The 22,746-nt window shown below is 36.0% G+C and carries 25 protein-coding genes; 8 read left to right on the forward strand and 17 right to left on the reverse strand.

Features of this window, described 5'->3' with window-relative positions; translation table 11 throughout:
• Positions 1–132, forward strand: a 132-nt coding sequence (locus ABID46_RS01910; protein WP_354507039.1) for a GIY-YIG nuclease family protein, incomplete at its 5' end; no start/stop codon positions are given.
• A 135-nt stretch (positions 133–267) separates the two neighbouring features.
• A complete protein-coding gene (locus ABID46_RS01915) occupies positions 268–402 on the forward strand; it encodes a GIY-YIG nuclease family protein (RefSeq protein WP_354506404.1) in 135 nt (44 codons plus the stop codon).
• Between the two features lie 117 nt (positions 403–519).
• On the opposite strand, the gene ABID46_RS01920 is transcribed toward ABID46_RS01915, so the two are convergent.
• Complete coding sequence (locus tag ABID46_RS01920; RefSeq protein WP_354506407.1) at positions 520–4,230, reverse strand: T9SS type A sorting domain-containing protein; 3,711 nt, start codon at positions 4,228–4,230, stop codon at positions 520–522.
• Positions 4,231–4,608: 378 nt separating this feature from the next.
• Positions 4,609–5,694, reverse strand: coding sequence for an agmatinase family protein (locus tag ABID46_RS01925; RefSeq protein WP_354506410.1), 1,086 nt, complete (start codon positions 5,692–5,694; stop codon positions 4,609–4,611).
• Positions 5,695–5,878: 184 nt separating this feature from the next.
• On the opposite strand from ABID46_RS01925, the gene ABID46_RS01930 reads away from it, so the two are divergent.
• Entirely contained in the window at positions 5,879–6,358 is a 480-nt protein-coding gene (locus ABID46_RS01930) for a GNAT family N-acetyltransferase (RefSeq protein ID WP_354506413.1), read from the forward strand.
• A 49-nt stretch (positions 6,359–6,407) separates the two neighbouring features.
• Here ABID46_RS01930 and ABID46_RS01935 read toward each other — a convergent pair whose 3' ends face one another.
• From ABID46_RS01935 to ABID46_RS01945, 3 genes are all read right to left on the reverse strand, one after another.
• Positions 6,408–7,049 (reverse strand): peroxiredoxin, encoded by a 642-nt coding sequence (locus tag ABID46_RS01935; protein WP_354506416.1) that lies wholly within the window; start codon positions 7,047–7,049, stop codon positions 6,408–6,410.
• A 101-nt stretch (positions 7,050–7,150) separates the two neighbouring features.
• Positions 7,151–7,468: a YbaB/EbfC family nucleoid-associated protein gene (locus ABID46_RS01940; protein ID WP_354506419.1), complete on the reverse strand. Its 318-nt coding sequence runs from the start codon at positions 7,466–7,468 to the stop codon at positions 7,151–7,153.
• A gap of 2 nt (positions 7,469–7,470) precedes the next feature.
• Positions 7,471–7,866, reverse strand: coding sequence for a Rieske (2Fe-2S) protein (locus ABID46_RS01945; RefSeq protein ID WP_354506421.1), 396 nt, complete (start codon positions 7,864–7,866; stop codon positions 7,471–7,473).
• 132 nt (positions 7,867–7,998) lie between these two features.
• Between ABID46_RS01945 and greA the strand changes: the two genes are divergently transcribed.
• The 5 genes from greA (at position 7,999) to ABID46_RS01970 (ending at position 11,811) form a co-directional block, all read left to right on the forward strand.
• Positions 7,999–8,478 (forward strand): transcription elongation factor GreA, encoded by a 480-nt coding sequence (gene greA / locus ABID46_RS01950; RefSeq protein WP_354506424.1) that lies wholly within the window; start codon positions 7,999–8,001, stop codon positions 8,476–8,478.
• Between the two features lie 3 nt (positions 8,479–8,481).
• A complete protein-coding gene (locus ABID46_RS01955) occupies positions 8,482–8,874 on the forward strand; it encodes an HIT family protein (protein ID WP_354506427.1) in 393 nt (130 codons plus the stop codon).
• A gap of 2 nt (positions 8,875–8,876) precedes the next feature.
• A complete protein-coding gene (locus ABID46_RS01960) occupies positions 8,877–9,443 on the forward strand; it encodes a DUF2892 domain-containing protein (protein WP_354506430.1) in 567 nt (188 codons plus the stop codon).
• 99 nt (positions 9,444–9,542) lie between these two features.
• Positions 9,543–11,435, forward strand: a complete 1,893-nt coding sequence (locus ABID46_RS01965; RefSeq protein ID WP_354506433.1) for a BamA/TamA family outer membrane protein — start codon at positions 9,543–9,545, stop codon at positions 11,433–11,435.
• Between the two features lie 73 nt (positions 11,436–11,508).
• The gene (locus ABID46_RS01970) at positions 11,509–11,811 is read left to right on the forward strand and encodes a hypothetical protein (protein ID WP_354506436.1); all 303 of its coding nucleotides are present in this window, start codon (positions 11,509–11,511) and stop codon (positions 11,809–11,811) included.
• 43 nt (positions 11,812–11,854) lie between these two features.
• On the opposite strand, the gene sufD is transcribed toward ABID46_RS01970, so the two are convergent.
• The 12 genes from sufD to ABID46_RS02030 form a co-directional block, all read right to left on the reverse strand.
• A complete protein-coding gene (gene sufD, locus ABID46_RS01975; RefSeq protein WP_435529317.1) occupies positions 11,855–13,174 on the reverse strand; it encodes a Fe-S cluster assembly protein SufD in 1,320 nt (439 codons plus the stop codon).
• Positions 13,175–13,262: 88 nt separating this feature from the next.
• Positions 13,263–14,018 carry a Fe-S cluster assembly ATPase SufC gene (gene sufC / locus ABID46_RS01980; RefSeq protein ID WP_354506440.1) on the reverse strand — a complete coding sequence of 252 codons (756 nt, stop codon included), beginning with the start codon at positions 14,016–14,018 and terminating at the stop codon, positions 13,263–13,265.
• A gap of 48 nt (positions 14,019–14,066) precedes the next feature.
• On the reverse strand, positions 14,067–14,456 hold the full coding sequence (locus tag ABID46_RS01985; protein WP_354506442.1) for a four helix bundle protein: 390 nt from the start codon (positions 14,454–14,456) through the stop codon (positions 14,067–14,069).
• Between the two features lie 37 nt (positions 14,457–14,493).
• Complete coding sequence (gene sufB, locus ABID46_RS01990) at positions 14,494–15,951, reverse strand: Fe-S cluster assembly protein SufB (RefSeq protein ID WP_354506445.1); 1,458 nt, start codon at positions 15,949–15,951, stop codon at positions 14,494–14,496.
• 3 nt (positions 15,952–15,954) lie between these two features.
• Complete coding sequence (locus ABID46_RS01995; protein WP_354506447.1) at positions 15,955–16,878, reverse strand: hypothetical protein; 924 nt, start codon at positions 16,876–16,878, stop codon at positions 15,955–15,957.
• The gene (locus ABID46_RS02000) at positions 16,835–17,164 is read right to left on the reverse strand and encodes a HesB/IscA family protein (protein ID WP_354506450.1); all 330 of its coding nucleotides are present in this window, start codon (positions 17,162–17,164) and stop codon (positions 16,835–16,837) included. Before ABID46_RS02000 ends, ABID46_RS01995 begins: the two co-directional genes overlap by 44 nt.
• Before the next feature lie 119 nt (positions 17,165–17,283).
• Complete coding sequence (locus tag ABID46_RS02005; protein WP_354506453.1) at positions 17,284–18,801, reverse strand: T9SS type A sorting domain-containing protein; 1,518 nt, start codon at positions 18,799–18,801, stop codon at positions 17,284–17,286.
• An 85-nt stretch (positions 18,802–18,886) separates the two neighbouring features.
• Positions 18,887–19,861: a tryptophan--tRNA ligase gene (trpS, locus tag ABID46_RS02010; protein ID WP_354506456.1), complete on the reverse strand. Its 975-nt coding sequence runs from the start codon at positions 19,859–19,861 to the stop codon at positions 18,887–18,889.
• A 216-nt stretch (positions 19,862–20,077) separates the two neighbouring features.
• Positions 20,078–20,389, reverse strand: coding sequence for a DUF3817 domain-containing protein (locus ABID46_RS02015; protein ID WP_354506459.1), 312 nt, complete (start codon positions 20,387–20,389; stop codon positions 20,078–20,080).
• A gap of 62 nt (positions 20,390–20,451) precedes the next feature.
• The gene (locus ABID46_RS02020; protein ID WP_354506462.1) at positions 20,452–21,648 is read right to left on the reverse strand and encodes a DUF3667 domain-containing protein; all 1,197 of its coding nucleotides are present in this window, start codon (positions 21,646–21,648) and stop codon (positions 20,452–20,454) included.
• Between the two features lie 94 nt (positions 21,649–21,742).
• The gene (locus tag ABID46_RS02025; protein WP_354506465.1) at positions 21,743–22,348 is read right to left on the reverse strand and encodes a lipoprotein signal peptidase; all 606 of its coding nucleotides are present in this window, start codon (positions 22,346–22,348) and stop codon (positions 21,743–21,745) included.
• A gap of 9 nt (positions 22,349–22,357) precedes the next feature.
• Entirely contained in the window at positions 22,358–22,744 is a 387-nt protein-coding gene (locus ABID46_RS02030) for a TraR/DksA family transcriptional regulator (protein WP_354506468.1), read from the reverse strand.
• Between the last annotated feature and the right edge of the window lie 2 nt (positions 22,745–22,746).

Here is a 22,746-nt window from a genome sequence, read left to right on the forward strand (position 1 = left end):
TGGACTGCTCGATATAGACCTTGGAAACTGATTTACACGAAAATATTTGATTCCAAAAAAGAAGCATTAGAGCATGAAAAATGGTTGAAGTCAGGAGTCGGTAGAGATTTTATCAAATCAATTCCCCACTAAATACGCAGGATTCATATCCGCCGCGGCGGACGGGGGTTCTCCCGTCCCGAAAATTCGGGACGGGACCAACTTCGCTACTACAAAGGGATTCAGATATGAGTCCCTTTTTTTTGTGCAAAACTTAACCTAACCTTTATGCCATTTATAGTATACGTTCTATTTTCTGAACAATATTCAAAACATTACACCGGATTTACATCTGATTTGGAAAATCGATTAAGTTCTCACAATGAATTTGGGAAAGATTGGACTGCTCGATATAGACCTTGAAATTGGATAGTTAAGGTTCGATACAAAATTTCACCTTCCTTTAAAAGGTCAAATACTTCCATAAAAAAAGGCCACCCGAAGGCAGCCTTTTCATTATTTCAAATTATTTGTAAAGGATTACTTTTTAATAATTTTAAAGGATTTCGTTTCTTTTCCAGAAATTACTTTCACAATATAAGTTCCAGTTGAAACAGATGATAAATTAATTTCAACTGATTTAGATGAAGTAATTTGTTTTGCAACCAATGCTCCTGCTAAATTATAGATAGAAACTTCTGTAATTTCATTTGCATTGATGATGTTCAATTTATTCTTCACTGGATTTGGATAATAGTTAAAATTCGCAAAGTTGATTGCACCATTTCCTAAATCCTCTAAATAAACTTCAATTGAAGTAGCATCACTTTCACAAACATCATTGCTTGATGTTACATAATACCTAGCACCGTCAACTAATAAAGTTGTCTCAGGTAATTCGTTTCCATCTACATCGTACCAAGTTAAGTTTTCACCTTCAACTACTAAATCAGCCAAAGTTTGACCAGCAGTAAACTGTTGTGGAGATTCTGCAGTTGGAGCAGGAAGATCACATGGCTCAACCTCAATACAAGTCCAAGAAATATTGTCAATTGTTGCATGACGATTCGTGCTTTCTTCACCACTTAATTTGATTCTTACTACAACTGGTTCTTCTGAGTTGATTTCGTGCGTAAATGTATAAACCGTTGTTTGTTCACCAGAACCTTCACCAAATACTTCTGTAGTTCCTACAATTTCTCCATCTACGATGAATTCTAATTGTCTTGCAGCACCACCTGTGTATGCTTTTCTATATTCGAAAGAGAAAACACCAACACCTGCTGGTAAATTTCCTTCTAAATATCCGTCAGATGCTCTTCTTAACAAGATACCTTGACCGTCGATTGAATAATCACCACCGTTAGCATCAAGCGGAGATTGAGCAAAGAAGTTCCAAGTTACACCATTATTGGTATAGGTTCCTTCTGCATATTGAGATCCCGTTGCAATTTCGGTTAAGTTATCAAATCCTTCTTCGAAACAAGGATCTTCTGTATTTCCTTCTAATTGAACTAAAATTTCAGTTTGTTCACTTTCACAAATTTCGTTTGACGAAGTAACATAATACGTTGTTCCATCAACCAAAACAGTAGTTTCAGCTAATTCATTTCCGTCAGCATCATACCAAGTTAAATTTTCACCTTCAACCACTAAATCAGCCAAAGTTTGACCTTCTGTAAAGATTTGTGGAGAATCAGCGATTGGAGCTTCTGGCGTTTCTAATAAAGTAACAACTACTTCTGTTTTCTCACTTTCACAATTGTCAATAGTTTGAGTCGCAAAATAAGAACCTGCAACTAAAACTTCTGTTGAAGCCAAGGCTTCTGTTGATTCCAAAGATGCATACCATTTGATTTCAGTTCCTTCTGCAACCAAATCAGCAACTGTAGCTCCTGCACAAAATTCTTGATCTTCAGCAGTTGGAGCAGGAAGATCACATGGCTCAACTTCAATACAAGTCCAAGAAATGTTGTCAATTGTTGCATGACGATTCGTGCTTTCTTCACCACTTAATTTGATTCTTACTACAACTGGTTCTTCTGAGTTAATTTCGTGCGTAAATGTATAAACCGTTGTTTGTTCACCAGAACCTTCACCAAATACTTCTGTAGTTCCTACAATTTCTCCATCTACGATGAATTCTAATTGTCTTGCAGCACCACCTGTGTATGCTTTTCTATATTCGAAAGAGAATGTTCCGACTCCAGCAGGAATGGTTGTTTCGAGGAATGAATCAGAAGCTCTTCTTAAAAGGATTCCTTGTCCGTCAATTGCATAATTGGGAAGCGGGCTCTGTCCGTGAAAATCCCAAGTGATACCATTATTGGTATAGGTTCCTGCTGCATATTGAGATCCCGTTGCAATTTCTGTCAAATCAGTAAATCCTTCTTCAAAACAAGCATCTCCTGTTTCAACTTCTAATTCAACAGTAATAGCTGTTTGCTCACTTTCACATCCGTTGATCGATTGACTTACATAATAAGTAGTTCCGTCTACTAAAACAGTTGTTTCAGGTAATTCGTTTCCGTCAGCATCGTACCAAGTTAAGTTTTCACCTTCAACTACTAAATCTGCCAAGGTTTGACCTTCTGTAAAGATTTGAGTGGCTTCTGCTACTGGCGCAGCAGGAATTTCATTGATGGTAACTTCAACAGCTACTCTATCACTTTCGCAATCACCAATTGTTTGAGAAACATAATAAGTTCCTGAAACCAATTCAACAGTTCCTTCCAATGCTTCTGTCGCATCTGCTGTTGCATACCATTTGATTTCAATTCCTTCTGCAACCAAATCAGCAACTGTAGCTCCTGCACAAAACTCTTGAGCTTCAGCTGTTGGCGCTGGGGTTTCACATGGTACAACGTCTTCACAAGTCCAAGAAATGTTATCAATGGTTGCATGACGATTCGTGCTTTCTTCACCACTTAATTTGATTCTTATTACAACTGGTTCTTCTGAGTTGATTTCGTGTGTAAATGTATAAACTGTTGTTTGATCTCCTGAACCTGAACCAAATTCTGGTGTAGTAGCAACCTGAGTTCCATTGACAATTAATTCCAATTGTCTAGAAGTACCACTAGTATAGGCTTTTCTATATTCAAATGAGAATGTTCCGACTCCAGCAGGAATGGTTGTTTCGAGGAATGAATCAGAAGCTCTTCTTAAAAGGATTCCTTGTCCGTCAATTGCATAATTGGGAAGCGGGCTCTGTCCGTGAAAATCCCAAGTGATACCGTTATTGGTATAAGTTCCGGAGCCATAATTCGTCCCTGTTGGTATATCGGTTAAACCATCAAAACCTTCTTCAAAACAGAAATCTCCCGGTTCCTCAATCGCTTCAAAAGTAGCACTGATGGTATGATCTGCAGAAACCTCTGTAAATGTATAGGTAGAAACCGCTCCTACGGAAACACCATCTACCAAAACATCTGATACGATATATCCGGCGTCAGCCGTAATGTTAAAAGTCTGGTCTTCGCCACAGTTCACTTCCACATCACCACTTGGTGAAATACTTCCGTTTGTTCCGGCTGTAGCCGTAATTGCATAAGGGGCAACTGTATCAAACACCGCAGTGATTGTATGATCTTCAGTTACATTTGTGAAAACATAAGGATTGGTATTTCCGGCATTTGCACCGTCTATGAGCCAATGGTTAAACGTGTAACATTCTGAAGCAGTTGCTGTAAACTCTGCACTTCCTCCCTCTTCTACCTCTATAACTCCTTCCGGTGAAATCGATCCACCTGTTGGTTGGGTTACAGTTAAGTTATAAGTAGTTGAAGTTTCAGCTTCCTGAAAATTTAGTGTAATAGATTCCCATCTGGTTTGCGCATTTGGTTTTATCTGAATGGAAGTTACATCCTCTCCTGTTATGTTGATAGTCACAATATTTCCGCTAACAGAACTGCTGAAAGTACCTGTTCCTGACAATACCGTAAAATCAGAGTCATTTGCAACTTGCGCATAACTTGCATTTGTAGCAGTTATGACCACACTCGTTATGTTTTGGACATTTTCTCCGCCCGTAAATGTAACTGTATTATCTGTATAAACACGCCAAGGGCTATAAGCTGCAAAATTATTGCTTTCTCCTTTTGCGTGGATAATCGTGAAATTATCCGTCACAAAAGTCATAGCATTATTTTCAATTGTACCTAATGGACAATCCAGCGTTTCGCTCTGCCCCCACAACTGCGTCACCGCAAGCAGGAGTGTCGTGAAAAATAGTAAAAATTTGTTTTTCATTTTTGATTATTTAATTAATTCGTTGTTGCTAATTCTATCTAAAAATTGATCGTGAATTGAGTTTCCAAACCTAATTCATCCATCTCATCCTATTGTTAAATTGACATTATTTCATCTCATCAAAAATTTAATTCTCCTTAACAACTGACCATAAACAGGATGAACATTGTTTCGAATTTTTAAATCACTCTAAATTAATAAATTGACAATTTTTCAAAAAGGACTGCAAAAGTAGGAACTTAAATCGAATTAACACAACAACTTAGGCTAATTTTCTTCATTATTTACAAGTCCTTTCATAGACTAGAAAACGAAATTGATTATAAAAAAAAATCTCCACTACTAAATAATGGAGATTCAATTAGTTATGATAATTTTCTAAAGATTTTTAAAATCGATTTTCTCGCCAACATGTCGACCATTTGATTTGGCAAAAACACCACATAAGTGAAACAATAATCGTGCACCTACATTTCCATCCCAATCGGTTTCTCCTGGAGCAATCTCTACTAAGTCAAATCCAACAATTTCCTTCCCAAATTCATTCAGTTTCGACAATAAATAAACCGCTTTTTCATAAGCCAATCCACCTGGAACAGGCGTTCCCGTAGTGGGACAATACCATTGATACAATCCATCGATATCAAAACTGATATGAACTTTTTGTGGCAACTCATTGATGATCATGGTACAAATTTCCTCCCAAGTTTGGCCACCATATTCCATTGACTTCACATCGGAATCTGTAAATACACGAACCTTTTGATTGGAATTTTTCACCACTTCTACCTCTTGTTCACAAAAATCTCTGATTCCAACCTGAACCAAATTCCCAATTTGAGGGATTTGCAAAGCGTTGTACATGATAGATGCGTGCGAATAGGTAAATCCTTCGTAGGCGTTACGCAAATCCATATGTGCGTCTAAGTGCAAAATCCCAAAATTCTCATGTTTGGTTGCCAAAGCTTGGTAATAGCCTAGTGGCGTCGAATGATCTCCACCTAAAAATCCAACCAATTTATCTTGGTTCATCCAATGCAAAACACGCTCTTTGACTTCCTCATTGAATTGGGAACATGCTTGATTGATGGTTTGCAAATCTTGCAACAATTCTGGATGATTATTGACATCTTCTCCATTTTCCAAAGCTTCAATAATGGGTTGCGCTTTTGCTTTTAATTCATCGCTTTTGGATTTCCAATCGGGAATATCTTGATCTAAATAAATGCCCAATTTCCATAAATCAGGAAATTCTTGTTGCAATAAATCAACTTGAAAAGACGCATCAAATACAGCATCCACTCCGTCAGAGGCACCAGAACCATAACTCACTGTAACTTCCCAAGGTGCAGGAACGATAATGATATCACTTAATTCCGCTGGAAATGGTAGTCCATATAAAGTAGCATCTGACAATCCAGGTTGATTTGGATCGAAATTTTCTAAAATTTCTTGTTTGGTCATTGTATGAATTTTTGCAAAACTAATAAACTTACAAAGATACAAGAATCAGTTTTTCAATGAAAACATTCAATTTTTAAGAATTTCTCTTAAATTTAGGAATCCGTTGTGATTTTCATCAAAGTTTCTTGACTTACATATGAAATTAGAATAAATTTGCTAACATCACTTTATTAAAAGTAACTATATGAACTACTCTAAATTACCTCCTGAAGAAATGATTTTTGAACCAGCAACAGCTGCTGATTGTGAAGAATTGAGCAACGTCGCAGTCCGTTCAAAGCGTCATTGGGGGTATTCAAAAGAAGAAATGGAATTATGGAATGTTAATCTTTCCATCACGGAAGAATTTATCAATTCGCATACCGTAATCAAAGCAACATTGGAAGATGAAATTGTCGGATTTTTTGCTTTGGAGGAAATTTTGCCAACCACGCGTATTGCTCAATATTGGATTGACACACCTTATATGCGCAAAGGATATGGGTCCAATATGTACAAATATTTGAAAGAATTTTTGAAAGCTCGAAATGTAGAGAAAGTAACCTTGGTACTCGATCCAAATGGTTTGAACTTTTTTGAAAACAAGGGAGCGAAAATCTTGAATAAAATTGAACACAAAGTCAAAGGGAAATTCCTATACATTGTAGAAGTTCCCATCATATAACATAAAAAAGCGCTCAATTAGAGCGCTTTCTTTTTGAAAATATTTCTACTTAATCCAAATTGGGTTGAGGCGTTAAACGCAAATAGGGCTTCAACTCTTTGAATCCTTTTGGAAATAAATCTTTTGCTTGTTCATTATTTACAGCCGGAGTGATGACAACATCCTCACCATTTTTCCAATTCGCTGGAGTCGCTACTTTATGGTAAGCGGTTAATTGCAATGAATCAATAACGCGTAGCAATTCATCAAAATTTCTTCCGGTAGATGCAGGATAGGTTATGATTAGCTTAATTGTTTTATCGGGTCCGACTACATAAACCGAACGAACCGTTGCGGTTTGAGAAGCATTGGGGTGAATCATATCATACAATCTCGAAATGGTTTTGTCTTCATCGGCAATGATGGGAAAATTCACTGTCGTAGATTGGGTTTCGTTTATATCTTTGATCCAATCGAAATGAGAATCCAATCCGTCTACACTCAAAGCCAAAACTTTGACATTTCTCTTGTCAAATTCTGATTTGTATTTGGCTGTTGTCCCTAATTCGGTTGTACAAACAGGGGTATAATCCGCTGGATGTGAAAATAAAATTCCCCATCCGTCACCTAAATAATCATAAAAATCTAAATCTCCTTCTGTAGTTTTTGCTCGAAAATTTGGCGCTACATCGCCCAATCGTATCGTTGGCATACTTTTAATTCTTTAAAAATTCTTGCCAAAAATAAGAATAGTCTACCAGATTGATAGACTATTAAATGTTAAATATTTTCGAATTATAAATTTCTTGGTTTTTAGAAGTTTAAACCAGGAATTGCTGGAAGACTGTCTTTTGCCGTTTTCTTGGCTTCTTCCATCGCATTCTTTTTCACTTTTTCCAATGCTTTGTTCAAGGTTACAACAAGCGTATCCTCCAGTTGCTCCTTGTCGGCCAATAGGCCCGAAGCGATTTTTATGTCTTTTATAGTAGCCAATTCTGACATCGTAATCGAAATGGTTCCATCAGAAGAAGTTTCAGTAAAACTTTCACTTTCCAAACGGTTCTTTAATTCCTCAAAATTTCCTTGGACAGCCTGAAGCTTGCCCATCATTTCCATAATATTTCCAAACATCTTTATTGATTATAAATTGTGACTATATTTCCATTTCGAACGGCCGCATAGGTACGTGGAGTACGATCTGCAACTGCAATTGGCTGACCGGTTAACAAAATCCATTCTGCCCCATCCTCTGGACAATGAATTTTAATATCCTCAATGACTTCCAGTCTAGAATTGGCTGTCGGACAAATATGAGGAGCGTTTCGGTCATACGCCTTATAAGTTCCATTGGTCGATTTAACCAAAATTATGCCTTTGGTCCCGGTCCCTTCCCCATCTACATAGGTCCAACCTCTTGTTTCAATATTACTATACAAAGGAAGCCCAATATTCACAACAGCAGATACGGTATACTGCGGATTACAATTTAATTGTCCATCATCATCATTACATCCTAGGAAGATTCCCATCAAAAATAGAAATCCAAAGCTCAGGGCTAATTTCTTACATATCATACGACAAGTCTATTTTTATTTTTTATATTTGCATGAATAGTCCTGCGGATCACCCGTAGGATTATTCTTTTTTTAAATTGATTAGATATGGCAAATATACAATATGTAACGAAAGAAGGTTTGGATAAATTGCGTGCAGAATTGGAACAATTAGAATCCATTGAACGCCCAAAAATTTCGCAACAAATTGCAGAAGCACGAGACAAAGGTGATTTATCTGAAAATGCTGAATATGATGCTGCGAAAGAAGCGCAAGGACTTTTGGAAATGCGAATTTCGAAATTAAAGGATCAAGTAGCCAATGCCAGAGTTATTGACCCAACCATGTTGGATAGTTCAAAAGTTTCCATTTTATCTAAGGTAAAAATTAAAAATCAAGCCAATGGGATGGAAATGACCTATACCTTGGTTCCTGAAACAGAAGCTGATTTATCGAAGGGAAAAATTTCCGTGAATACTCCTATTGCCAAAGGTTTATTGGGTAAAAAACTTGGAGAAACAGCTGAAATTGATTTGCCAAATGGAACCAAAATGACATTTGAGATCTTGGATATAAAAATTGACTAATCCATGGCAAGTATTTTCACACGAATTATCAATGGTGAAATTCCATCCTATAAAATTGCTGAAAATGACCGTTATATAGCCATTTTGGACGCCTTCCCATTGGTTAAAGGTCATGTATTGGTCATTCCGAAACAAGAAGTTGACAAATTATTTGAACTCGATAAAGAAACTTATTCTGGTTTAATGGATTTTGCCTATGACATTGCGCAAGCGGTGGAAAAAGCCATTCCATGTTTACGAGTTGGAGTAGCGGTAATTGGACTTGAAGTTCCTCATGTGCATGTACATTTGGTTCCGTTAAACACCATGAACGATATCAACTTTACACAACCCAAAATGAAAATTTCCCCAGAGGAAATGAATGAAATTTCTGAAAAAATTAAATCTTATTTATAGACATGAACAAATACATCAAATTAGCGATTGCGATTTTAATGATAGGTGGAGGTATTTATTTGTTTACAGAGCGTGAATACGCTTGGGGTATCATTTTGATCACCCTTTCAATTCTTCCTATTTTATTGTTCTTCCGAAATGAATACATCTTATTGGCTTTTTGGCAAATGAGAAAACAAAACATTGAAGGAGCAAAAAATTGGTTATTAAAAATCACCAATCCCGAAGGCCAATTGGTGCGTAAGCAAATGGGTTATTACCATTATATGTTGGGAATTTCAGAAGCTCAAGCCAATGTGAATTCTTCTGAAAAACACATGAAAAAAGCCTTGGAATATGGATTGAGTTTCAAACATGATCGCGCAATGGCAAAGTTAAGTTTAGCTGGTTCGGCAATGGCTAAAGGTAGAAAACAAGAAGCCGAAATCCTTTTGAAAGAAGCAAAAACTCTAGATTCGCAAGGAATGTTTACCGACCAAATCAAAATGATGCAAGAGCAAATGAAACGCATCAATGTTGGAAAGAACATGCAAAATCCTCATATGCGAAACAGAGGAAAATATTTCTAAAAAGATAGCCCGATGATTCGGGCTTTTTTTATGGATTGACTAAAATTTTGGTTATCAAATCCCTTGAATTTTATGTACATTCGTAGAAGTAGTTAATCAATGGGAAAACGTTTTCTTCAAATTTTAGGTATTCTTTTACTAGTCACTTTGTCAATGGATTTCCTTCAAGCCCAAATTGGCAATGAGAAAAATGATTCTTTTCCTTCTGATTCAATAGTTCAATCAAATAAGAAAGGTATATTCAGAAATCTTGAAAACAACCGAGATAAACACGCCTTCAATCGCTTTCTTTATCGGATGTTGGTCAAACGACCGAGTACCAAAAAAGCCGTAAACACAACCGAACGTTTTCAAGAAAATAAAAGCGTATTCCTCGCTGCAGAAGGAAAACCCATTCGAAACATTAGCATCCTCACTAGAGAACCTTTTGGATATTCTCTAACGGATTCGACAGAAGTGCCGAGCAACTTTTTGGAAAAAGCTGGGAACACCTTGCACATCAGAACCAAGAATTTTGTTATCCGAAATTACTTATTAGCAAAGGAAGGAGAAAAATTTGATTCCTTGAAAATATTGGAATCAGAACGTTTGATTAGAAATCAACGATTTACAAGAAGAGTTCGAATTGATTATGAATTGGTTGGGGAGAATTTGGATAGTGTTGATTTGGTGGTGAACACCTTGGATTCCTGGACAATCATTCCCAATGGAACTTATTCGGGTTCCAAAATTGGCGTTCGATTGAGAGATCAAAATTTTATGGGTTGGGGTCATGATTTTGACAATCGCTATCGACAAAATTTCGAAACAGGAAATCATCAATTTCAAACACGCTATACAGTTCCCAATATTCAAAAAACCTATATTGGATTGAGTGTTGGCTATGCAAGCAACGAGGAAAAGGATTATACCAAAGGCATTTCATTGCAAAGAAGATTTTTCTCTCCACTTACACGTTGGGCAGGTGGAGCGTATATCGGCCAGAGATCTTACCATGATTCCATACCCAACAACCTTGAAATTCCCGAACAACATCTCAAATACAATTTTCAAGATTATTGGGCAGGATTTGCTATACCTCTCTTCAAAAAAAAGAATTCAACTTCCGAACGTCTAAACAATTTAATTTTATCAGCTCGTTATTTTTCTGTTGATTATAAAAATTCGCCCGATCGACTTCTGGATCCCGTCAATTTCTTTTCCAATGAGGAATTTTATTTGTTTGGGATAGGAATTTCCAGAAGAGGATTTGTCCAAGATCGATTCATTCGAAACTATGACATTGTAGAAGACATCCCAATTGGGATGTCTTATGGTTTAACTTCAGGAATTCAGCGAAAAAATCAGACTAACCGATGGTATTTGGCTGGCGGATTAAAATTTGGAAATTATTATAGTCTTGGATATTTTGGATTTGAGGCCAATTATGGAGGTTTCATTCACGAAAAAAAGGCGCAACAGACTGTATTTTCAGTTTCCGGAAATTATTTTACACGATTGATGAATTGGGGAGATTGGAAGTTTCGAAATTTCCTTTCATCTCATCTTATTTTGGGTGGAAATCGAGTTGATTCTTATGGAGATCGGTTGACATTAAATGAGCGTGACCCATTGGGAATTCCTGGATTTAGAAGTTTGGAAGTGGTGGGAACAAAGAAATGGTTGACCAATGTTCAAATTCAATCTTATTCACCTTATGATTTCTTAGGATTTCGTTTATCGCCATTCATCAGTGGATCTTTTGGGTTGATTGGCAATGAAAATTTGTTCAACGGAAAAATGTATTCCAAAATTGGCGTAGGGATATTATTTACCAATGATTATTTGGTCTTTAGCAATTTCCAACTTTCCTTTGCTTGGTACAATACCATTCCGGGACAAGGAGATCATATTTTCAAAACCAATGCTTTCAATATTTCGGATTACGAATTGATGGAATTTGATTTTGGCAAACCTCAATTAATTCCCTACAATCCCAACGTTGCCTACTAAAAATTACCTAATCATCGGTATTTCGCATCTTCTTCACGAATGTTAATTTCGGATTTTATTTTAATTAACATTTATGAAAAATTTATTATCAAGATTCTTCCTTGTAGGATGTATCTCTTTGTTTTCGTTTTCTTGTTTTGGGGAAGATGATGATGACGGAGGAGTTGGTAATTGCAACCCTTCTAAAGTTGTCGAATTGGCCAACGCATATCAAAGTGCAGCAATGACATACACCCAAAATCAAACCTATGCAAATTGTATGAACGTAAAACAGAAATTAACTGATTTCTATAACTACGTTAAAAATTGTCCGAACTCTGGATATGATCCAGACGATTTATTAGATGCACTTGACAACATTGATTGTAACCCTTAATCCAATAAAAAAGTCCCGATATCGGGACTTTTTTATTCTTTATTTATAAGTCAAAATCTATATTGACTCCTAATTTCTCGGCAATGATCTTCGTAATACGAACTTTCACTTGTGGAATTTGAACATGTTCCAAAACATCTGCTGCAAATGCATACAACAATAATGCTTTGGCTTCTTTTTTAGGAATTCCACGTTGTTGCATATAGAACAATGCAGATTCATCCAATTGTCCTACCGTACATCCATGCGAACATTTCACATCATCAGCAAAAATCTCCAACTGAGGTTTTGTGTCGATGGAAGCATCATTGGTCAACAATACGTTGTTATTTTGTTGAAATGCATTCAATTTTTGTGCTTCTGGATGCACATACACTTTTCCGTTGAAAACACCTCTTGATTTCTCATCGTAAATCCCTTTGTACAATTCATGGCTTTCACAATGAGGGAATTTATGTTCTACTTTGGTATGATGATCCACATGTTGATCTCCCGAAATCACCGTAATACCATTCAAAATAGAATTTGTGTTTTCTCCATTTTGAACGAAATTCAAATTGTTTCGTGTCAATTTCCCACCAAATGAGAAGGTTTGAAAAGCAGCTTTGGAATCACGTTCTTGTGCAATGAAAGTATTGTCAATTAGAGATGCTTCTTTGCTATCATTCTGAACTTTGTAATAATCCAATTCCGCATTTTTCCCTACGTGAACTTCGGTAACAGAATTCGTCAAATTCGCTTTCCCATCCAAAGTCTGATGTCTTTCAATGATGTGCGCTTGAGAATTATTTCCAATTACCACCAAATTTCTTGGATGATACATCACTTCGGATTCATTGGTAGTCGAAAGATACATGATTTGAACAGGTTTGGACAAAATCACATTATCTGGTACGTAAATGAAAGCTCCGTCTTTGGAAAAAGCTGTATTCAAGGCAACCAAACTTTCGGTTTTGTCTGCAATTTTTCCGTAGAAATTTTCAATCACTGGCTGATGAACCATCTTATTCAATGCACTCGACAATACACAAATATCGGCTTCTTCATGCGTTGTTGATGACAAATAGCTGCTATACACACCATTGACAAAAACGATGTTATAGGTATCCATGTCATGAACGAAGTATTTTTTCACATCTTGGTATCCGATGGAAACATCTTCAGATTCAGGAAATAATTTGTAATCTTTTTTTAACAAAGGAGCCAAATTGGTGTATTTCCATTCTTCTTCTTTTTTGTTTGGAAATCCTGCTTTGTCAAATATTTCGATAGCTTCATGACGCAATTGATTCACGAATTGATTCTTTGAATTCTTTTCGTTGAAAACCAAATGTCTTGAAACTAAATTTTCTTTTAAATCGATCATTTTTTTGATGTATTAATGTAAGAAGTAGAATGTTTAAGGAATCCATCAGTGATGAGCCTAAACATTTGTACCCAATACAAAAAAATTAAACAGTTGCTTCTTCGATCACCCAATCGTATCCTCTCGCTTCCAATTCCAAAGCCAATTCTTTCCCTCCAGATTTGATGATTTTACCATTGTACAATACATGTACAAAATCTGGAACGATATAATCCAACAAACGTTGGTAGTGAGTGATCACCAAAACTGCATTGTTTTCATTTTTGAAAGCATTCACACCATCAGCAACGATACGCAAAGCATCAATGTCCAATCCTGAATCGGTTTCGTCCAAAATCGCTAATTTCGGATTCAACATCATCATTTGGAAAATCTCATTACGTTTCTTTTCACCTCCAGAGAAACCTTCGTTTAAGGAACGAGAAAGGAAATCTTTTTTGATTCCTAATTTATCTGCGTTCTCACGAATTAATTTCAACATTTCAGATGCTCCCATTTCTTCTAAACCTTGCGCTTTACGTGTTTCGTTGATCGCTGTTTTGATGAAATTGGTTACAGTTACTCCCGGAATTTCGACTGGATATTGAAACGACAAGAATACCCCTTTGTGTGCACGCTCATCTGCTCCTAATTCCAATAAATCTTCCCCATAAAATTCAATTTCACCATCGGTAACTTCGTAATCTTCTTTTCCAGCAACTACCGAAGATAAAGTCGATTTACCAGAACCATTTGGTCCCATAATCGCATGAACTTCACCTGGTTTGATTTCTAAATTGATTCCTTTTAAGATTTCTGCTCCGTCTTCGATTTGAGCATGTAAATTATTTATTTTTAACATCTTAATTTGTTTAAGGTTTGATGTTTAAAGTTTCAAGTTAAATAGTTCTTATTTGAACTTATCTCCTTTAAAATCCTTTTTATTTAAATATTTTATAAAATTTTGAATTTTCCCACTTAAATTTTCTAATCTAACTTTTAAATCTTCAAATTCTTTTTCTTCAATATAATTTGAATCAAATAATCGATATAATTGAGATCTAGTTTCTCCGGCTGAACCTTTTGCAATAGAAAGAAATTGTCTAAATTCTAAATTACCTCCCCTTTCAAAACCTTCTGCAATATTGTCCATAATAGATCCAGAAGAATTCTTTATTTGATTCCTTAATCCAAAGTCATTTTTAAGTTCGGTTTCAATTGAAAGCTCATGAATTTTTGCAGAAATTTTTCTTGCCTCCATCCAAATTTCCAAATCTTCAAATTTTTCAATTGTTGCCATAACATTAAACCTTAAACTTTGAACGTTAAACTCAACATTATCCTACACTTCCTTCTAATGAAATTTCCAACAGTTTTTTAGCTTCCACAGCAAATTCCATTGGTAATTTATCCAAGACTTCACGGCTAAATCCGTTAACGATTAAAGCAATTGCTTTTTCTGTATTGATTCCTCTTTGGTTACAATAGAACAATTGATCTTCTCCAATTTTGGAAGTCGTCGCTTCATGTTCCAATTGGGCTGTTTTATTCTTGATTTCGATATATGGGAATGTATGCGCTCCACATTCGTTACCCATCAACAAAGAGTCACATTGCGAGAAGTTTCTTGCGCCATCTGCATTAGGCATAACTTTCACCAATCCACGGTAAGAATTCTGAGATTTTCCAGCAGAAATTCCTTTGGAAATAATGGTGGATTTGGTGTTTTTACCAATGTGAATCATTTTGGTTCCTGTATCGGCTTGTTGGAAATTATTGGTTACCGCGATCGAATAAAATTCTCCTACAGCATTATCTCCTTTTAAAATACAAGATGGATATTTCCAAGTAACAGCAGAACCTGTTTCCACCTGCGTCCAAGAGATTTTTGCATTTCTCTCGGCAACACCTCTTTTGGTTACGAAGTTAAAGACACCACCTTTTCCTTCTTCATTTCCAGGATACCAGTTCTGAACGGTTGAGTATTTAATTTCAGCATCATCCATCGCGATTAATTCCACAACAGCAGCATGCAATTGGTTTTCATCACGACTTGGAGCCGTACATCCTTCCAAATATGAAACATACGAACCCTCGTCAGCAATTAACAAAGTTCTTTCGAACTGACCTGTTCCCGCTTGGTTGATACGGAAGTAAGTCGACAATTCCATCGGGCAACGAACTCCTTTGGGAATGTAACAGAACGAACCATCTGAAAACACGGCTGAATTTAATGCAGCATAGAAATTATCGGTTTTTGGAACCACTTTTCCAATGTATTTTTGAACCAATTCTGGATGCTCTTTGATTGCTTCCGAAATGGAACAGAAAATAATTCCTAAATCGTTCAATGTATCTTTGAATGTCGTTGCAACCGAAACGGAATCCATCACGATATCGACAGCAACGCCTGTTAAACGTTTTTGCTCATCCATTGAAATACCCAATTTTTCAAAGGTTTTCAATAATTCTGGATCGACCTCATCTAAACTTGAAAGTTCTGGCTTTTTCTTAGGAGCCGCATAATAGGTGATTTCTTGGAAGTTTGGCTTTTCGTAATGAACATTTGCCCATTCTGGTTCTTCCATTTTTTGCCATTGACGGAAGGCATCTAAACGCCATTCGGTCATCCATTCCGGCTCTTCTTTACGCTTTGAAATCTCACGAATGATGTCTTCATTTAAACCTACCGGGAATTCTTCATACTCTACATCGGTTGTAAAGCCAAATTCATATTCCTTTTTGGTGGATAGGTCTTGTCTTAAATCGTCTTCGGTATATTTTGTATTGCTCATTTTCTAGTAATATGTATAGGCGAATGTGTAAGAAACGGGCTTGACATTGTCAGCTTTGCTTCCCAAAAATTCAAACGATTTCACCCTTTTGTTTTTATCCAATTTTACTTGGTAATTTTCTCTTGCATCTCTTAAAATTGAATAATTTAACTCATCCAATTTTTTTACTTCCCATTTATTTTCTGGTTTGATTTGGTTCTTTTTGGAGGTTGCATCATAGGATGACACAAATTCTTCCATTGTCAAAGGCAATTCTGAATTGAAGTTGCTGTAACATACTTTGTCAATATCTTCTTTTAGATAAGTAGTAATTCTACATTTTCCTTCCAATCGATCTTTGAAAACCAACTTTCCATCTAAATAACTTTGTTTGGTGAAAATTTCACCGTTCAAATCATACACTTCTACCATTCCTTTGATGGTTTTGACAATCATTTTCCCATTTGCATAGTAGAATTGATTGACTTTTGCGCCATCTGGATCGTTGAATTTCTCTTCAACAATCAATCCATCTTGGTATTTGTAGATTACTTCACGCTTTGTTCCAGCCAGCATTTCGGAAACTTTCAATTTCTCTATGTTTCCATTTTGGTTGAAATAAAGCTCCATGATATTTGGGGTTTTCTTCCCTCCTTTTTCTGCTGAAATTCGAATGGATCTAACTTTAGAATAATCAATCGGGATTGCATTGACCAAAGGTTTAATCCCGAAATTCCCAAAAAAGAAATTTTGAGTATAGACTTCATTGAATCTTTTCGATTGTTCGTCGGGTTGAAAAACCATCAAATCTTTTGGATCTTTAATGGTTTCTTGCGCCATCAGGCCAACAGAAAGCATCAGGATAAAAAGTTGTACCAATTTCATTTTGATCATCACAAGTCTTTTATACGGCAAAGCTTTCACCACATCCACAAGTTCTTTGGGCATTTGGATTATTGAAAACAAATCCTTTACCATTTAGTCCACCTGAATATTCCAAAGTCGTGCCAACTAAATACAAGAATGATTTTTTATCTACTACGATGCGAACGCCATTGTCTTCAAACAAACGATCGTTTTCTGCTTGAGTAGCATCAAAGGATAATTTGTATGACAAACCAGAACAACCACCACTTTCTACGCCAACACGTACAAAACTATTTTCAATAGAAGTTCCTTCTTCTTGCATCAAAGAAGCAATTTTCACTTTTGCAGTATCTGAAACTTTAATCATTTTACTCTCTTATTTTTGAACATACAAAGATACAACCGAAACCTTTATTTATTCTAATTTTTAATAAATAATAACAATTCGGGAATTAAGTTTCACAATAAGTTTGAAAAGTCTAACGTTTAATGCTTTATGAATGTATGTTGGATTGATTTCTGAGAACTTGATTTTGCTTTCAACAGATAGGTTCCTTTTGGAAGAGAAGAAAGATTGATATGGGTTCCTTTTTCGAAATTTCGGATTTTCTGTCCTAGCGAATTATAAATTTCTATATCCCTTAATTCTTCGCTAAAAAACAAATTATTTTTCACTGGATTGGGGTAAATGGAAATGCTTTTTTGATTTAATTCTTCTGTAGACATTTCAGCATCTGCAAAATATATAACCCAGAAATCAAAGTTGATATCTTCTGGTTGTCCCGTTGGATTTTCGTGTTCAAAATGACCTGCTACCAAGAATTTATCATCAATAAAAGATTGTATAACATTTGCCCTATCGTAATAAATATCACCCAAAACTTTTTGACAAATCAAATCACCATTTGCATCTAATTTAAAAAACCACATATCGCCACCACCAATACCTTCCGTTATATCATAATCAATCACATCACCAACAGTCATTCCTGCGACCAAAAAATTTTCTCCTATTGCAGATATAGAATAACCTTCATCGGTTCCCGAACTTCCATAATTTCTTTCCCACAACATATTTCCTGCAGCATCAAGCTTCACAACCCAAATATCTACATCTCCATACAATTCTGAAACATCGCCATCTGAGGAATAGGTATATCCGCTCAATCCAAAATTTCCAGATTCTGTTTCGCACAAACCATATAACTCATCCCACTCTGAACCTCCAAAATTCTTACTCCATTGAATTTCACCAGTATTCGTAATTTTTACAACCCAAAAATCTTTCTCACCCCAATTATTGGGTACGTCATGGTCAATTGAGTGGGAATACCCTCCTAATAAATATCCATTGTCTTGCGTTTTGATTAGTTGAGTAGCAAAATCTTCTTGAGAGCCGCCATAGGTTTTTGACCATAGTATTTCTCCCATTTCATCAATGCTAAAAACCCAATAATCCATTAAACCCTTATTGTTATCAAGATCAATATCACTTGAGAAGCTAGTACCCAAGATTGTATAAGTTCCGTCTAAGTTTGAAACAATAGATTGAGCTGTATCAATGCTTGAACCTCCATAATTTTTACTCCAAACAATGTCTCCATTCCCATTTAATCTGACGATCCAAGCATCTGAATTTCCATAATTGTTCAAAACATTTCCATTATTTGAATAGGAAAATCCTGCCATCAAAATATCTCCATCTAGCGTTTCCACTACACTCTTAACTTCATCCCACATACTACCACCAAAAGATTTCTCCCAGATCTGCTCTCCTAATTCATTCAATTTAACAATGTAAAAATCTGAGGAATATCCATAAACGTCTGTATCAGAAAGTTTAAAACCAACTACAATTATATTTCCATCTGCTAATTGGATGATATCATTAGCCTTTTCTTCATGTGCCCCTCCAATTTTTTTCTCCCATAGGATTTCGGGTTGAATTTGTGCAAATAAGTCACTAAATGCAAAAAGAATAATAAGAAAATAGATGTGTTTCATGAGATAGTTTGAGCAATCAATATACAAAAAAAGCCTTGTAATTTTATGACTTACAAGGCTTTTTCTTTATTTCAATTGATATGAATTAAATTTTCAATCCGATTTTTTCACGAACTCTTCTAAGAACTTTGTCTCCAACGGCAGCAGCACGAACAGCCCCATTCTCTAAATATGCATCTAACAAAGCTCGATCATTTAAAAGTTCCGCAAATTTTCTGCGAGGTTCCGCATATTTCTCAATCAACACTTCTAACAAGGCATTTTTTGCATGACCATAACCATATCCACCATTCAAATAGTTTTGACGCATCTCCTCGATTTGTTCTGGAGTTGCGACTAATTTATACAAAGCAAATACATTGTCGGTTTCTGGATTTTTAGGATCTTCCAAAGGAGTACTATCGGTTTGGATGGACATGACTTGTTTTTTCAATTCTTTTTCAGAAAGGAAAATATTCAAATAATTGTTTCTTGATTTACTCATTTTCTCTCCATCTGTCCCAGGAACGATCATCACTTCTTCGCTAATTTTCGCATAAGGCAAAACAAAGGTCTCGCCCATTTGACGATTGAAACGTTCTGCAACATCGCGCGTGATTTCTAAGTGTTGCAATTGGTCTTTCCCAACGGGAACTACATCGGCATCGTACATCAAAATGTCGGCAGCCATCAAAATCGGATAGGTAAACAATCCAGCATTAACATCGCTCAAATAGTCTTGTTTATCTTTGAAAGAATGCGCCAATGTCAATCGTTGAAATGGAAAATAATTCAACAAATACCACATCAATTCTGAAACTTGAGGCACGTCTGACTGGCGGTAAAAAACGGCTTTTTCTGTATCCAAGCCCAATGCCAACCAACATGCTGCTACTTCATAGGTGTTTTGTTTCAAAACTTCAGGATCTTTGATTTGGGTCAAAGCATGTAAATCTGCGATAAAAATAAAAGAATCGTCCGTTGAAGAATTGGCCAAATCAATTGCAGGATAAATGGCTCCCAGTATGTTTCCAATGTGCGGTGTTCCAGTTGCCTGAACACCTGTTAAAACTCGTGGCATGTTGTATGTTTTTTCGTTTTTGGTGAACAAATATACTTCTGTCAATCTGATTTTGGGGATTGATGGAAGAAGAAATTTCGTTTCAACCTGATTTTTTTTGGTCACTTCCTCGCATGAGGGATCGAGGAATCTGTTTGAGCTCTCTCGTACGCATCGGCGTACGAGAAGCGAGTTCCGAGAGCCCGACCCCGACCGTAGGGAGGGGTCATGCCCAAGTTAGCTTGGATTTTCTTGTTCGAATTTCTTGATTTTTTTGTGTACGAACCAAGTCGCAAACGGAATGAAGGCAAATAATAAGATGAATACAAACTCTTCATCGTCCCATTTGTAAATTTTCTTTACCAAAAATGCCAACAAAATATAGCCCATGAAGGCTACGCCATGAAACATTCCGATTGGAAACATCAAAGGTGTTTCGGGATCGAAACCATATTTTACAGGCATTGCTACACAAAATAATAGGATGCAACTTATGAATTCCATGATGCAAAAAATGTTGAACCATTTTTTGAGACTTGCTTCGTTCATGTTAAAAAATTTCTTGCAAAGATAGGTGCGAATTTGAAAATGAGCAACCTAGAAATTATGGTTTAAATCAGCATAAATGTGAATATTGTATAAAATATTCCCACCCAAAAAACCATGAACATATTGACAAATAAAAGGATGAGAACGATTATTCTAGATCGCCATGTTGATTTTTCATACACGACATGATGCGCACGGAAAAAATAAAATATGAGATACCCAAAAATGGCAAATCCTATCAATAAGCTTAGAACATTGTATATGGATTCATATCCGCTCCACCATACTCCAGGAATACTTATAACCGAATGGATAAGTGTATTGAACGTAATAAAAATAAGCATAGCCGACATAAAATACAAGGTAAATATACCATGATCGTAATACAACCATTTCTTCTTTTTGTGAAACAACCAAAGCGTGAAGGCAAATATCGGGAGGTAAAAGAAAAGAACTTTGGGAAGGTTCTTGACAAATGTTTCTTTTAATTTTTCTCGATAATCGAAATTATGATACACATAATTTTCTTGAATTTCAATGAGCTTACGTCCCAATTTAGCTCCCAACCAATTCAATCTATCCTTTTTGGGCAAGGAAGCATGAATGGAATCGAATTCTGCAACGGTTTTGATATTTTTATAATTCTCTCCTAAACTTATTCCTTCATATTGGTCAATAGAATCTCCTTCATTATCAAAAAGATTCAGTTCAAAACCGCCATCTTTAGCGAGATTTAAGTCTTTCTCGAGTTTATTTACTTGCTCCAAACGCTTGCGAACTTCAAGATATTCATCTGCAGGAATTCTATCTTTTTCATCCAAGGAATTCTGGATAGAATCCAATTGAGCAACGCTCAGCACATTTAAAAAATTAGGATTATCTATTTTAACCTCTTTCGAAACTTCTAAATTTTCCTTTGTGTCCTCTGTCAATGAATCAACATAATTGGGCAGAAAGTGAGGCAAGAAAAAGGCAACAAAACTGACGAAAATATACAGTTTTACCGGTTCTACGTAGGTTTTTCTTTTTCCACTCAAATATTCTTTTACGATTATACCTGGCTTAAACAGCAATGTTTTCATGGTTTTCCAGAAACCACTATCGTAATGAAATAAGTCGGCAAAAAAGTGAGAAATTAAATGATGGAAACTTGGTCTTACCTCTACATTTTCCTGACCACAATTGGGACAGAATCTTTTTTGTACTTCTGCGCCACAGTTTAAACAATTTTTATCTGAACGGAGTGGAAAATGCGACATGTGATAATGAGTTAAAACTTTTCAAATGTAGAAATTTTATCAAAAAATAGCCCCAAGATTTTTCTCTTGGGGCTTATCATATCCATTTTTATTTTTAAGAAAATACTTTGTTTCGACATAAAAGTATCGTGGCTCCTCCTACGGTTATCGCAGCATCGGCTACGTTGAATATGTAAGAAAAGAATTCTTTCCCACCTACGATTGGAACCCAATCTGGCCAAACGAAAAGTGGAAAGTAAAACATGTCTACTACGCTTCCCATTAAAAACCCAGAATATCCCGAAAAGTCCGCTTTTGAAATTCCATAGTAGGCATCCCAAGCGGCTCTTTCTTCGTTCCAAGTTAATCCAGTATCGAAAATCAATCCATAAAACAATCCATCAATCAAATTTCCGATCGCTCCTGCAAACACAAGCGCCATCCCAATTTTGAAATAATTGTTGTTATGAACTTTAACATTTTTCCAAATGTACCATCCGATTCCTGCAATCAAAATGATGCGCAAAATAGACAAAACAATTTTCCCTGTTAATCCGCCAAATTCAGCTCCATACGCCATACCAGGATTTTCCACGAATTTCAGTATAAACCAACTGAAAACTTCAACTCCTTCGCCGTAGGCAAAATTGGTTTTGATATAAAATTTTGTCAATTGATCAATGATCAATACCAACAAAACGATGATTCCTATTTTTTTCAAACTTGTTTTTTAACGTTGCATATTTTTCGCTTCGATACTCAATGTCGCATGTGGAACCAACTTCAATCTTTCTTTGTTGATCAATTTCCCAGTTACACGACAGATACCATAGGTTTTGTTTTCGATGCGAATCAAAGCATTTTTCAAATCACGAATGAATTTTTCTTGACGTGAAGCCAATTGCGCATTTTGTTCTTTGCTCATCGTTTCTGAACCTTCTTCAAATGCCTTGAACGTTGGAGACGTATCGTCTGTTCCATTGTCCAAACCATTCATAAAGGTTTCTTTGATCAATTCGTAATCGCGTTCTGCTTTCGTTAACTTCTCTTGTATGATCTGACGGAATTCTTCCAATTCCGCATCAGAATATCTTGTTCTTTCTTCTGTAGTTGACATAG

This window comes from Moheibacter stercoris (assembly GCF_040545805.1).
GTDB lineage: Bacteria > Bacteroidota > Bacteroidia > Flavobacteriales > Weeksellaceae > Moheibacter > Moheibacter stercoris.

Bases quoted from the DNA above. Each gene is read 5' to 3' on its own strand.
- ABID46_RS01915 (WP_354506404.1), top strand. From the start codon at position 268: ATGCCATTTATAGTATACGTTCTATTTTCTGAACAATATTCAAAACAT.
- ABID46_RS01920 (WP_354506407.1), bottom strand. From the start codon at position 4,230: ATGAAAAACAAATTTTTACTATTTTTCACGACACTCCTGCTTGCGGTG.
- ABID46_RS01925 (WP_354506410.1), bottom strand. From the start codon at position 5,694: ATGACCAAACAAGAAATTTTAGAAAATTTCGATCCAAATCAACCTGGA.
- ABID46_RS01930 (WP_354506413.1), top strand. From the start codon at position 5,879: ATGAACTACTCTAAATTACCTCCTGAAGAAATGATTTTTGAACCAGCA.
- ABID46_RS01935 (WP_354506416.1), bottom strand. From the start codon at position 7,049: ATGCCAACGATACGATTGGGCGATGTAGCGCCAAATTTTCGAGCAAAA.
- ABID46_RS01940 (WP_354506419.1), bottom strand. From the start codon at position 7,468: ATGTTTGGAAATATTATGGAAATGATGGGCAAGCTTCAGGCTGTCCAA.
- ABID46_RS01945 (WP_354506421.1), bottom strand. From the start codon at position 7,866: ATGGGAATCTTCCTAGGATGTAATGATGATGATGGACAATTAAATTGT.
- greA (WP_354506424.1), top strand. From the start codon at position 7,999: ATGGCAAATATACAATATGTAACGAAAGAAGGTTTGGATAAATTGCGT.
- ABID46_RS01955 (WP_354506427.1), top strand. From the start codon at position 8,482: ATGGCAAGTATTTTCACACGAATTATCAATGGTGAAATTCCATCCTAT.
- ABID46_RS01960 (WP_354506430.1), top strand. From the start codon at position 8,877: ATGAACAAATACATCAAATTAGCGATTGCGATTTTAATGATAGGTGGA.
- ABID46_RS01965 (WP_354506433.1), top strand. From the start codon at position 9,543: ATGGGAAAACGTTTTCTTCAAATTTTAGGTATTCTTTTACTAGTCACT.
- ABID46_RS01970 (WP_354506436.1), top strand. From the start codon at position 11,509: ATGAAAAATTTATTATCAAGATTCTTCCTTGTAGGATGTATCTCTTTG.
- sufC (WP_354506440.1), bottom strand. From the start codon at position 14,018: ATGTTAAAAATAAATAATTTACATGCTCAAATCGAAGACGGAGCAGAA.
- ABID46_RS01985 (WP_354506442.1), bottom strand. From the start codon at position 14,456: ATGGCAACAATTGAAAAATTTGAAGATTTGGAAATTTGGATGGAGGCA.
- sufB (WP_354506445.1), bottom strand. From the start codon at position 15,951: ATGAGCAATACAAAATATACCGAAGACGATTTAAGACAAGACCTATCC.
- ABID46_RS01995 (WP_354506447.1), bottom strand. From the start codon at position 16,878: ATGCCCAAAGAACTTGTGGATGTGGTGAAAGCTTTGCCGTATAAAAGA.
- ABID46_RS02000 (WP_354506450.1), bottom strand. From the start codon at position 17,164: ATGATTAAAGTTTCAGATACTGCAAAAGTGAAAATTGCTTCTTTGATG.
- ABID46_RS02005 (WP_354506453.1), bottom strand. From the start codon at position 18,801: ATGAAACACATCTATTTTCTTATTATTCTTTTTGCATTTAGTGACTTA.
- trpS (WP_354506456.1), bottom strand. From the start codon at position 19,861: ATGCCACGAGTTTTAACAGGTGTTCAGGCAACTGGAACACCGCACATT.
- ABID46_RS02015 (WP_354506459.1), bottom strand. From the start codon at position 20,389: ATGAACGAAGCAAGTCTCAAAAAATGGTTCAACATTTTTTGCATCATG.
- ABID46_RS02020 (WP_354506462.1), bottom strand. From the start codon at position 21,648: ATGTCGCATTTTCCACTCCGTTCAGATAAAAATTGTTTAAACTGTGGC.
- ABID46_RS02030 (WP_354506468.1), bottom strand. From the start codon at position 22,744: ATGTCAACTACAGAAGAAAGAACAAGATATTCTGATGCGGAATTGGAA.